The 11190-nt window shown below is 51.7% G+C and carries 12 protein-coding genes; 5 read left to right on the top strand and 7 right to left on the bottom strand.

The features are described from left to right. Positions 1–1194: 1194 nt before the first annotated feature. Positions 1195–1797, top strand: coding sequence for a hypothetical protein (locus ACT3R7_RS10750; protein ID WP_496199092.1), 603 nt, complete (start codon positions 1195–1197; stop codon positions 1795–1797). A 604-nt stretch (positions 1798–2401) separates the two neighbouring features. Here the strand turns inward: ACT3R7_RS10750 and ACT3R7_RS10745 are convergent. From ACT3R7_RS10745 to ACT3R7_RS10720, 6 genes are all read right to left on the bottom strand, one after another. Beyond that, positions 2402–2611 (bottom strand): helix-turn-helix transcriptional regulator, encoded by a 210-nt coding sequence (locus ACT3R7_RS10745; RefSeq protein ID WP_496199091.1) that lies wholly within the window; start codon positions 2609–2611, stop codon positions 2402–2404. 44 nt (positions 2612–2655) lie between these two features. After that, positions 2656–2853, bottom strand: coding sequence for a helix-turn-helix transcriptional regulator (locus ACT3R7_RS10740; protein ID WP_496199090.1), 198 nt, complete (start codon positions 2851–2853; stop codon positions 2656–2658). Next, the gene (locus tag ACT3R7_RS10735) at positions 2843–3166 is read right to left on the bottom strand and encodes a helix-turn-helix domain-containing protein (RefSeq protein WP_496199089.1); all 324 of its coding nucleotides are present in this window, start codon (positions 3164–3166) and stop codon (positions 2843–2845) included. The genes ACT3R7_RS10740 and ACT3R7_RS10735 overlap by 11 nt, the downstream gene beginning before the upstream one ends. A 715-nt stretch (positions 3167–3881) precedes the next feature. Beyond that, a complete protein-coding gene (locus ACT3R7_RS10730; protein ID WP_496199088.1) occupies positions 3882–4763 on the bottom strand; it encodes a hypothetical protein in 882 nt (293 codons plus the stop codon). Between the two features lie 50 nt (positions 4764–4813). Next, positions 4814–5089, bottom strand: a complete 276-nt coding sequence (locus tag ACT3R7_RS10725; RefSeq protein ID WP_441676238.1) for a hypothetical protein — start codon at positions 5087–5089, stop codon at positions 4814–4816. A 65-nt stretch (positions 5090–5154) separates the two neighbouring features. Then, positions 5155–5463: a cold-shock protein gene (locus ACT3R7_RS10720; RefSeq protein ID WP_441676240.1), complete on the bottom strand. Its 309-nt coding sequence runs from the start codon at positions 5461–5463 to the stop codon at positions 5155–5157. A gap of 230 nt (positions 5464–5693) precedes the next feature. Here ACT3R7_RS10720 and ACT3R7_RS10715 point away from each other — a divergent pair, with 230 nt between their 5' ends. Next, positions 5694–6362 carry a hypothetical protein gene (locus ACT3R7_RS10715; protein ID WP_441676237.1) on the top strand — a complete coding sequence of 223 codons (669 nt, stop codon included), beginning with the start codon at positions 5694–5696 and terminating at the stop codon, positions 6360–6362. Between the two features lie 153 nt (positions 6363–6515). Then, positions 6516–7229: a histidine utilization repressor gene (gene hutC / locus ACT3R7_RS10710; RefSeq protein WP_496199087.1), complete on the top strand. Its 714-nt coding sequence runs from the start codon at positions 6516–6518 to the stop codon at positions 7227–7229. A gap of 64 nt (positions 7230–7293) precedes the next feature. On the opposite strand, the gene ACT3R7_RS10705 is transcribed toward hutC, so the two are convergent. Next, positions 7294–8616, bottom strand: coding sequence for a YjiH family protein (locus ACT3R7_RS10705; RefSeq protein ID WP_496199086.1), 1323 nt, complete (start codon positions 8614–8616; stop codon positions 7294–7296). Between the two features lie 311 nt (positions 8617–8927). Between ACT3R7_RS10705 and hutI the strand changes: the two genes are divergently transcribed. Together hutI and hutG are read left to right on the top strand one after the other, a co-directional pair. Then, positions 8928–10142 (top strand): imidazolonepropionase, encoded by a 1215-nt coding sequence (hutI, locus tag ACT3R7_RS10700; RefSeq protein ID WP_496199085.1) that lies wholly within the window; start codon positions 8928–8930, stop codon positions 10140–10142. Continuing rightward, positions 10132–11109: a formimidoylglutamase gene (gene hutG, locus ACT3R7_RS10695; RefSeq protein WP_496199084.1), complete on the top strand. Its 978-nt coding sequence runs from the start codon at positions 10132–10134 to the stop codon at positions 11107–11109. The genes hutI and hutG overlap by 11 nt, the downstream gene beginning before the upstream one ends. The last annotated feature ends 81 nt before the right edge of the window (positions 11110–11190 follow it).

Raw genomic sequence — 11190 nt, 5'->3', positions numbered from 1 at the left:
TGGTATCCACCAAATCACTAGTTATTACAAAACCTGTCACCCTCAGTTTTGCGACCCTCTTTAAGAGGGCCACTAATTCCAGCAGTGTGAGCCACCCTCTCAAAAGCGCAACCTAATCCCAGTTATGATGAAGTTGGCGGAAAGCTCTTAATACGGGATTTCCCCGCATTTAAATACCTACGATTCGAGGGAGTTATTCAGAGTAACGCCCCTATAAAGGGGGTATTACAAAAGTTTCGTAAAACTCTCTTTAAAACCGGGGGAGTGCAGAAATTGCAGCTTACCAATGGCCCAGGCGGTCACATTGACTGGATCAAGAATCTATGGCCTTTAATCCCCCCTTTGATCCCGGGTACTACAAAACTTTCGTAGTGCTTCCTCACAAGCCAATACCGGAGCAACTGGCTTTTCCTCAGCCTGAGTAAATCCCCGGAATTAGGGGTATTTGAATACCACCAATTAGTGGGTTTTACACCAACGGTGGATATCCCCAGCCCTGGGGAAAAGCGCGGGATTTTGTCGGTTTGAAACCGGAAAAGGGGAGAATCCTCCCCTTTAATTGTGATCCTGAGTCACTTCTAGCAGTGGTCAACCTGACCACCGCTTTTAAGGCGTTGAGATTGCTCAATGGTGTCTCTGAGACACGATTGAATAAGTAAGGGGAAATCACTTATACCGATGCTACGGAAATAGCATCGACGCTAACCGGCTTATCTCCAAGCTGATTAACAGACCGATATGCAGAATTGCACAACGATCCCGAGACGGACAAATCAACCTTCCCGGCGATGCCTGATAATCGGATAACGCCACTGGGTGCAAAATTGCGCTGATCGAATAGATGCCCTGATGCATCAGTGCATCACCAGCGCCCGCAGAGTCGCTTAAAGCTACTCACAAAATTCGCACTGAGGTTCGCAGCAAAAGTTCGCAGTCAGGAGTGCAAACCCCTTATTTTGCGACAACAGCATGTTAAGGAATGTTAAGGTTCAAGGCGTGCTTTTCGTAACGGTAGGGCTGCAAACCGTGCTTCTTTCCTGCTTGTAAAAACTTGTACTGAAAACGCGAAGCGTGGAGGTCCTAGCCCCTGCGCAACAGGCAAACTACTCTAGCCAGTAACATTGAGTTAGGCTAAGTTTTTCCACCACCTTAGAGCCGATCCACACGAGAGGAATTGAAATGATAAAGTTGGCTATGACTTCAGCCGTTGCGCTGCTACTGACAGGCTGCGCATCGACACAGTCCGTAGATGGGAGCTTTGCCACTCTGCCTGGCGTTACGCTGAGCTCTGATGGCAGCAGCAACCAGTACTTTGAATCCGCCCGCTTCGATTATGACTCTTCCTCTGTGTCAGGTGATGCGCTCGAGTACTGTATTGCCTCTATTGTCGAGAACCGCGGCGTCTCGCTCACAGGAGAGACAGCCAGCTATATCAGTCCGTTTACCGGTATACGCTATAGCAATGAAGGCACACGCGAGACTGCAGGCGGCCAGGTAATTGCTTTCGCGAGCGATGACAAATCTGAGGTGGTAGCCAACGGTACCACCAACTACCGCACTACTTTTGGCATGGTGCCTATAGAGCGGGCCGTTCAGTACCGTCTGAGCGCGCGCGCATTGGAAAGCGGGCTATCGCTTATCTTCGACTCATTAAAGCAGGCACAGCTCAATACAGGCGTATCGGCTAACACTGGGTATAATCGCATTGGGGCATGGAGCGGGGCTGGCGCCAGCCATGCTTATGACTCTCTCCGGTCTGTGGCCCAAGACATTCAGGGTTGTGTGGCCAACCGCTGATCACATCAAGGTACAGATGGCTCTTTAGTGCTGAGCATGGATTAGCCATGGTAGTACGGGTTCCTGACATCATGCTAATTATGGTGGCACAATCTGTTCCCACTGTTCCCAGTACAGATTCGGCAGCGGGAACAGAAAAATACCTTACTAATCATTAATGTTCCCGCCGTTCCCACTGTTCCCGGTCAAAATCGACAGCTGCTACTTTTCTATGGGGAAGACTCCCCCTCTTTTAAGCTACCCGCTTATACTCCGGTGGCTAACAATAAAACCGGGGAAACATGATGATTCGAGCCATGATATTGGTACTAATGCTCTGCTTGGCGGCTATGGCCAGTGCCGGGGAAGCGGTGGGCAGTCCAGAGACATGGGTAACCCAGGCTGACCTGAAAGTAAGCGGAGAAGGGTCTGAATGCGATCTAGCCTTTAACACCATGCCTGATGAACTCGCTTTAGCTCAAGGTGGTTGCTGCCGAGTGTGCAAGAAGGGCAAGGCATGCGGTAATTCGTGTATTAACCGCAACTATACTTGCCGCCAGCCTAGGGGATGCGCCTGTGACGGATAAGGGAGCGCCGGCTGGTTAGCAATGCAATGATCGTTGCGTCACTTGGAGCGCTTAAAATCGTCAATGGCTTCATTCATACGATCCTGCATCCACTGCTCAAGGTAAGATTGCAGGTAACCTGTACGGCCGATGCTGAAGCGTGCCGGTGGAGCAATCATCTTGTACTTGGTGTGCATTCGCCAGAGCGTCGTGCGATCTACACCCAGCATCTTGGCTGCTTCTCCTACGCCCATGATTTTGTCGTCCATGGCTAGTCTCATTACGATGCGCCTGGTTGGTTAATCCAAGCAGTCTAATCACTGTCAATCGAATCCGCTGCCCCACCAAATACCTGCTTGTCCTCCCAAGCTTTGAGGTCACTTTCGCGCCAACGGGATTCGGCGCCGTGACCACCTTGGATAACCGGTTTGGGAAAGGCTTTGCTAGTCTGCCAGCGCAAGAGCGTATTTCGGCTTCGTCCGTAGCGCTCGCATAGTTCTTTAGTCGTCACGTACCGTTCTTGCATGCATCGACTCCCGCTTTTCTTTCCTCTTTTGGTCCAAAAGTGCACTGATATCGTCTGCGGTGACACGTTTGCGTGATGTTGAGCTTGTTGCAGTCCCTATTCGTGTTTGCCACGTTTTGTTGTGTTCAGGTAGAGGAGGCCTCTGGCAGCTGGAGATATACGCTTCAACAGCTAAAGTTTCGAACCGAATATTGCCCTCGATTTGAACATATCCAATAACGTTCTTCAGCGAGTAAGCTTTACGCTGGCTTACTGATAGCTTTTCAGCTACATCTTTGGCAGTAAGTAGGTTCGCCATGCTTATTCCTTTATCAGGGCATAGTGTTGCGAGTAAAGAAACCTATAGGGCTAGCGCAGCAGTGCTTATGGTAAGGGCGCTTCGGTGGTAACCGCGTGCGGTACCACTATTCATCACCCATCCGCTTATCCTCCCATGCCCGGATATCACTTTCACGCCAGCGCGCCTCCGAGCCATGGCCACCATGAATGATAGGTTTAGGGAACCCCGTATCATGCTGCCAGCGGTTCAGTGTCCTGACCGATCTTCCATAGCGCTCGCATAACTGTTTAGTACCTATTAATTCTGGAAGCATAAAAACCACTTAGTTGTGCATTCAAATCTAGCTGATAAACAGCAAGCCCAGCATTGCGATGCTCCAAAATTGTGAAAGTTTCATATTAGGAAATCGGAAATATACATCTAACCAACTGACAAATGGTATGCGATAAGGTATGCGGAAGAATTTTATAATAAATGAAAATTATATTTATCAGTTGGTTAGGTGGTAGGTTTTGATCCTGCCAGGGACGCCATTTTGCCTCTTCTTCTTGTTACATGTGCCAAACGCGCAAGCAGTTTTTGTACAAAGCCTAGGTGTCTGCAACTTCGCCTAACAGGTTTTCATAAGGCATATTCATCCTGCATGGCGAGAATCCCGGCGAGGTTCATCCCGCATTGGACAATCCCAATATTGCCTATGGGCTTTTCGTTGTGCCTCATCCCATACTATAGATTATTGATCAGTCGAGAACTTAAACGCCTGCGAAAGCAGCGGCTGCTGGTCGACTATTCCCGGCGCAGCCGCATCCGAAAACATGCCTTTCGGATCGATGGTCACAAATCCCCAAAATTGTAAAAAGCGACCTACAAAACGAGACTCAATCAATAAGCGAAGCAAGCGTGCGGGCGAGTGATGGGCATCGGTGGGCAGTTCGTCAACAAAACGAGGGAAGGCCACGGCCACCTCGTTAGCCAATTGATCTACAGAACCGTGATGCTGTAACCGCCACAGCATGAATAGCCAAAACGGCCGAAGATCAGCCTGTTCTGGCCAGCCATCCAGATAGCCCCAGTTATATTTTGTGACCGCCGCCTTGAGCATCGGTAGAAAAAAACCATGAAGGCCATGTGTTTGATACTGTTTTTGCGCAGCTTTCTTTACATGAAAACGGCCACTACGGCGGTAAATGATGCCTGCTGCTTCCGCAAGAATGCGCGTGTAGTGCAAGACGTTAAACGCTTCTTCGTTATGGCCCGCAAACTCACTGATGCTGATATGAGTGCGGTACTGAGACACTGCGAATGCTGGAAGCAGGGCACTGGCCTGCTTGACTAACGTGGTGGGCAGATTGCCCTTTGGCGTTGCTTTAAAGGAACCACCTTGATGCATGGCAGCCTCTACAATGAGCGATAAGTAACGCATAACCGGGCTGGTGGTTAAATCATCTGGTGGACGGATGGTGACCCCTGAGAACTCACCAAAAGGTGCATATAGCCAGCTATACATTTGCTCGGGCGATAGGCCGCAAAATTCTGCCATTGGGCGATGGTTTTGCCTATCTAGGCTTTGTTGCATGGCTAAACGAAGCTCATCAGAGCTGAAATCTGGGGTCATAATATAGTGTTCTTGGCTATGGGTAGCTGAATCATCAGCATCGTTATAGTCTACCTCAACATATTAGACGCGATAAAAAGAAAAATCAGTATGCCGAAGCCGCTCATAACAAAAGCACACAGCTTTCCGTCATCGTGTTCTTTATTAGAGATGGGGGTGCCGAGAGCCGATTTTACAGCTGCATCTAGCGTGATTTTTGAAGCGTCAGCTACGGCTTTATCGGCGACGGCTTCCTTACGTCGGATAACTGCAGGAATGCCGGAAAATATGTGGTAAGTGTAGCGATGATTGGGGTTAAACTTGCTCCACCCTGTTTTGCGTTCCATGTCGGTCTGGAGCAGCCCGTTAAAACCAGCGATTTTTGCTTTAGTGGCTAAGCCTTCTCTGACTTCTACAGGGCTTTTGGCTGCATAAGAAATACGCCTGCCTTGGGCAATGACCTCGTTATGACGACCACACTGAGTGCTTTTGAGGTAATAAAATCTTCTGGTGTGTGGTACACCCAGTAAGAAAGCGCCTTGTCGTTTACTTCAATCTGACGGGCTGCCATACCTTTGGGTGTGGGTACTGGATCAAACCTGACCGACAAGCCTTTCTTTGGTGACGCGTTCGGCTGTTTTAAATGATTTCGGTGAAAGAAGTAGCTGGCACCATCCTTGCCGGTAATAAAGCCATATTTCTTTTGTGCGCTGTAAGCAATGATGACACCTTGCGCGACAAGCCCTTACATCATGATGTTATCCGTGGATATGCGGTGTGTTTTTAACGCCGCGATATACCTCTAAGGTTGCTTATCATAACTAAAAAGAGGCTAAGCAGGGAGATGTAATGTAAATACATAATCTTCCGATAAGCTTGCTCTCTCTTAGGCTGCTGCCATAAGGTAAGCATGCCTTAAGCATGTAGCCTGAGCCTATAAAGAGATTATTCATGGAAAAAGTCACCTATATAGAAGAGTACGTCGTACCTCAGCTCTTCACGACAGCGTTTGAAGCTTACGAATTTGAGCATCGAGGCCGTGAGCGTTCAAAAGGGTATGCGAAGCTGGAAACGTTCGGCCTTCTCTGGGGATACTCCATTCCGGCAAAGGGTGATTTGCCTGCACGGATTGTCGCCACCATGTCGACAGTTGAAACGTCAGCGACTCGCCATGAAGATTGGGTTCAGCCAAATTTTGATTCAATCATTGCCAAAAAACAGTTTTTTGAGCGCTATTGGCAAAATATTGAGCTGGTGGGCACCTTTCATTCTCATCCGTATGAAAACCTTGATGACGTCAAGCTTAATAGAGGCTGGCAAGGCTCACCAGAGGATCAAGAGTTTTGGCCTTACTTCCATCAGCTAGTGGCTCCCGAACAACCGCTGATGACTCACTTGGTCATTACGATCGCTAAGTTGTCGAAGCGGGGCTGGGCTATGCCGGATCGGTTAAAGGGCGGTGAGCATGACAAAGGGTATGTGCTAAGCGCAGATGAGCGTAAATTTTGGTTGCGTGCTTACGCGACTAGCCAAACGCCAGATGACGAGTATGAGTTTTCAGATGACATGAGACTGCAAGTTCCTGCGCTTCATGATTTTATGAAGTGGTCATCTCGTTAAGCTGAATCAATTCTAGTCGATGTCCATGAGCTTGCTCTTGAAACAGCTTGCTCTTGAAACAGATTGCACTAGATTGCTGAAGTGTATCCTTTCGTGGCACGTGACGCGTAAAATGTCTGTATATACAAACTGCCATTAGCGAATAGGAGCTACATGACTAGCCCTCCTCTTTACCAGCAGATCCGTCAGCATCTTCTGGACAAGATTCAGTCGGGTGATTGGCAACTCAATCATCAAATCCCTGCCGAAGAGCAGCTGGCCAAGGATTTTGGCGTCAGTCGAATGACGGCGAACAAGGCGATCAGGGATCTAGTGCAGCAAGGGTATCTGGTACGTCAATCAGGGGTTGGTACTTTTGTGGCGGACCGGAAAGTCGAATCTTCTTTGGTCGAGGTCTATAACATTGCCGAAGAAGTCGTTTCCCGTGGGCATCGTTACCATAACGAAGTGCTAAAGCAAGAAGCCATTGAAGCCGACGATGAGGTGGCGCTGAGATTGGGCGTGAGGCTCGGCAGCCGGGTGTTCCATACGCTGTTGGTGCACTATGAAAATGAAGTTCCCATTCAGCTAGAGAATCGCTACGTCAATCCGCGCTGGGTGCCTAACTACCTCGAAACCGATTTCTCGTTGCATACACCTAATGAGGTGCTGGTGGCTGCCTGCCCGATGACGGATATGGAGCATATCGTCGAGGCGATACTCGTTGATACTCAGACGGCGAAATGGCTAAGCATTGACACTCAGGCCCCTTGTTTGAGCATGGTGCGCCGCACCTGGTCTGGTGAGCACCTCATCAGCTATGCGTGCCTGATTCATCCGGGAGACCGTTACAAGTTACGCTCTTCCTTGCAACGGAAAAACGCCTGAAGCAGGGCGTTGAGGCCTACTCCACGAGGCCGGATATTCCGACCTCTGTGTTGAAAGCCAGAGCTTAGCTGATCAGCGATTGAACCAGGTAGCCGGTGGGTACGGCCAGCAGCAAGCTCAAAGCCACACGCATGAACCATACGACCAGCATGCGCCCAACGGAAATCGGAATGCTGGTCGAAAGAATGCACGGAATGGACGCAGAAAAGAACAGTACTCCGGAAACCGATACCACGCCGGCCGCAAAACGGGCCACAAAATCGGCTTCTGCCATTAGCAGGGCCGGAAGGAACATTTCTGCCAACCCTGAAGCCGATGCTTGCGCCAGCGCCGCCGGGTCGCTTAATCCCCAAATGGCGACAAAAGGGTAGAACAACCACCCGAGCCATTCGAACAGGGGCGTGTACTTGGCAATAAGCAGCCCTATCAGGCCTACCGACATTATCGTTGGCAGGATACTGATGGCCATTATCAGCCCCTCTTTAAAGTTGAGCGCCACGCTGCGCTGAAGGCTGGGCGCCTTTGCCGCAATCTCCGTGCCTGCTTGCCAGGCCGTACTCAAACGTTTTCCTGGCACGGCCTCGGGCTCACCATCGTTTTTTTGGTCATCCATATTGGCCAGCGGCGGTAGCCTGACCGTGATCGCCGTGACAATGAACGTGATCAACAGAGTGAGCCAGAAGTACAAATTCCAGATACTCATTAAATCCAGAGTGCGGGCCACGATAATCATGAAGGTCGCTGATACGGTTGAAAAACCGGTGGCGATAATAGCCGCTTCCCGCGCCGAGTACTGGCCTGCCTGATAGACGCGATTGGTGATCAAAAGGCCAATCGAGTAACTGCCTACAAAAGAGGCGACGGCATCAATGGCCGAGCGGCCGGGCGTTCGCCAGATAGGTCGCATGACCGGCTGCACCAGTACGCCGATCAGCTCCAGCAATCCATAGCTGATGAGCAGCGCTAGAAAGATAGCACCAATCGGTACGATCAAGCCTACCGGAATGACCAGCTTCTCGAACAGAAAGGGCAGCATATCCGGGGCGTGCAGAAAAGCAGGGCCCCAACCCGTCAGCGCCATTACCGCAACAGCCACGCCCACGATTTTCAATACGCTGAAAATGGCTTCGGTGAGTGTTCGCCGCCAGTAGCCTTTTAGTAGTGGATAAGCCGCACCCGCCACGATCATCCCCAGTGCATAGATACCGCTGTAGTCGCCCATCAAGGAACGCAGCCCTGTAACCATATGGTCGAGCAGTATGGTGCGCCTGCCTCCTAGCTCGATAGGCACAAAGAAAATCAGGATGCCCAGGGCGCTAGGCACAAAAAGTTTGAACATGGTGGCAGCACTGGTCCGCTGGCCGGAGCGAGAATCTGTTGGGTTCATGGGTGTGCCCCGAATTGTTGGATTGTTTTGAATATGGGTGAGTGATGTTGTTATGTATATACAACAAATTACCCCTACATCCCGTTTCCGTATAGCTATTTGAAATAGACATTAGTCTAATTTAGCGATTGGAATACTACTTATTTTATACAAGATTATTTTTACAAGTTATTGTAATTAAAGTTTTTATATTTTTTAGACAGCGTTTGTTAGGGCAGTAATACTTACTTATTACATGGTGGTGCTGCTTGACGAAGAATCGAAGGTAGGTTTAATTGTATATACATTATATCTACCCAGAGGAGGTTGTCATGTCTACCAAGCAGAGCCGCTATATCTGGCGCGATATGAGCGTTTTTGATGGTAATGAAACGCTGCCAGCGCCGATGGCAGTCATCACTCAAGGTGGCCATATTGACGTATTGGTACCCATGACGGACTTCAATGAGGCTCTTGCCTCGGGATGTGAGGATATGGGGCGCGGCGGCGTCATGACGCCTGGCCTGGTGGACTGCCACACACACCTGGTATTCGGTGGTGGACGTGCCGATGAATTTGAGGCGCGTCTGGAAGGTGCCAGCTACGAAGACATTGCGCGCCGTGGTGGCGGCATCCTGAGTACTGTTCACGCGACGCGTGAAGCGAGCGAGCAAGCGCTCTTTGATTCGGCCTTGCCGCGCTTGAAGGCGCTGGTCGATGATGGTGTGATGCTTGTCGAGATCAAGTCTGGCTATGGGCTTGATGTAGCCAGCGAGCTGAAGATGTTGCGTGTCGCCCGGCGCCTGGGCGAGGCATTGCCTGTACGTGTAGTCACTACGCTGCTAGGCGCTCATGCCTTGCCACCGGAGTATGCAAACGACAGCGATGGCTATATCGATCTGATATGCAATGAAATGATTCCTGCCGCAGCGGCTGAGTCATTGGCCGATGCCGTCGATGTGTTTTGCGAAAAAATCGCCTTTTCCGTCGCGCAATGCGAGCGGGTTTTCAAGGCTGCCAAGGCCCACGGGCTGCCGATAAAAGCCCATGCCGAGCAGCTTTCGAACCTTGGCGGTGCGGCGATGGCGGCCCGCCATGGGGCGCTGTCTGCTGACCATATTGAGTATCTCGATGACGCCGGCATAGCGGCCATGCGTGAAGCGGGTAGCGTCGCCGTCATTCTGCCGGGGGCCTTTCATACCCTGCGTGAAACCCAGCAGCCGCCGATTGCCGCCTTGCGCGAAGCGGGAGTGCCGATGGCGGTCGCAACGGATGCTAACCCGGGCAGCTCGCCGATCTTCATGACCACCTTGATGCTCAACCTGGCATGCACGCTGTTTCGCATGACGCCTCAGGAAGCGCTTTCCGGCATGACCGCCAACGGCGCGGCGGCGCTTGGATTGAAAGGGCAGGGGCGGCTTTACGAAGGTGGCGCGGCGGACCTGTGTGTATGGAATATCGATACCCCCGCTGAGCTTGCCTACGCCGTGCAGCCGGGCCGCCTGCGCCAGCGCATCTTTCAGGGAGCGTTGACCCATGGCCGCTGATTCACCTATCGATATGTCGCTATGGCAGGGGCGAACCGACCCTGAGCCCGATAGCGACCGCTGGCATCAGCGCATTCAGCCACTCGCCGATAACGCGCCTCCCGGGTGTGTATTGATTGGCTTTGAAAGTGATGCCGGTGTGGCGCGTAATCAAGGCCGCCTGGGGGCTTCAGAAGGGCCTGGCGCCTTGCGCCGCGCCTTGGCACCACTGGCCTGGCACCGCAAAGGCCCGGCTTATGATGCAGGCAACGTGCAATGTAACGACGACGCGCTTGAAACCGCACAGCAGGCGCTGGCTGATCGATTGGCATCGATATTGACCGCAGGCCACCTGCCTATTGTATTGGGCGGGGGGCATGAAGTGGCGTATGCCAGCTGGCGCGGTCTGGCCCAGTTTTTTACACGAGAAGAGCTTGAGCTTGAAGATTCTGAAGCTAAAGCAGCCGCGCCTCGCGTTGGCATCATCAATCTGGATGCACACTTTGATCTGCGTGACCCCGCACACGTGCGCTCCTCGGGCACACCCTTCGCCCAGATTGCCGAGAAGTGTCAGGCCCAAGGCTGGCCGTTTCGGTACGCCTGCCTGGGCGTCAGCCGTGCGGCCAATACGCAAGGCTTGTTCAAGCGCGCTGCGGAACTTGGCACCTTGATCCGCGAAGATCATGAGATCAGTGCGCTGCGCCTTGAGCCCATCATTAGAGATTTACAGCGCTTTATCGCTCGCTGCGATCACGTTTACCTGTCGATCGACCTCGACGTACTGCCCGCAGCCGAAGCGCCGGGGGTGAGTGCGCCAGCGTCGCACGGTGTTGCGCTTGCCTTGATAGAGCCGCTGGCCGAAGCCATCCGTGACAGCGGCAAGCTGCGCCTGGTTGATGTAGCCGAACTCAACCCCCGCCTGGATATCGACAACCGCACCGCCCGGGCGGCAGCGCGACTCATACATTCGCTGACGCTCAATAGCTGATTACCAATAGCTCATTACCAAGAACTAGCGCTGGATAGCCGAAAAGCGTGCTGTCTCCGCACATCGAATAACGAACATAAA

The sequence above is a fragment of the Halomonas sp. AOP43-A1-21 genome (assembly GCF_052376775.1).
GTDB lineage: Bacteria > Pseudomonadota > Gammaproteobacteria > Pseudomonadales > Halomonadaceae > Vreelandella > Vreelandella colorata.
The sequence above is the reverse complement of the archived record's forward strand: the minus strand, read 5'-3'. Positions and strand labels throughout refer to the sequence as shown.

Coding starts and splice junctions, on each gene's coding strand:
- hutG (WP_496199084.1), top strand. CDS start 10,132: ATGGCCGCTGATTCACCTATCGATATGTCGCTATGGCAGGGGCGAACC.
- ACT3R7_RS10730 (WP_496199088.1), bottom strand. CDS start 4,763: ATGACCCCAGATTTCAGCTCTGATGAGCTTCGTTTAGCCATGCAACAA.
- ACT3R7_RS10705 (WP_496199086.1), bottom strand. CDS start 8,616: ATGAACCCAACAGATTCTCGCTCCGGCCAGCGGACCAGTGCTGCCACC.
- ACT3R7_RS10725 (WP_441676238.1), bottom strand. CDS start 5,089: ATGGAACGCAAAACAGGGTGGAGCAAGTTTAACCCCAATCATCGCTAC.
- ACT3R7_RS10715 (WP_441676237.1), top strand. CDS start 5,694: ATGGAAAAAGTCACCTATATAGAAGAGTACGTCGTACCTCAGCTCTTC.
- ACT3R7_RS10735 (WP_496199089.1), bottom strand. CDS start 3,166: ATGGCGAACCTACTTACTGCCAAAGATGTAGCTGAAAAGCTATCAGTA.
- ACT3R7_RS10745 (WP_496199091.1), bottom strand. CDS start 2,611: ATGGACGACAAAATCATGGGCGTAGGAGAAGCAGCCAAGATGCTGGGT.
- hutI (WP_496199085.1), top strand. CDS start 8,928: ATGTCTACCAAGCAGAGCCGCTATATCTGGCGCGATATGAGCGTTTTT.
- ACT3R7_RS10750 (WP_496199092.1), top strand. CDS start 1,195: ATGACTTCAGCCGTTGCGCTGCTACTGACAGGCTGCGCATCGACACAG.
- hutC (WP_496199087.1), top strand. CDS start 6,516: ATGACTAGCCCTCCTCTTTACCAGCAGATCCGTCAGCATCTTCTGGAC.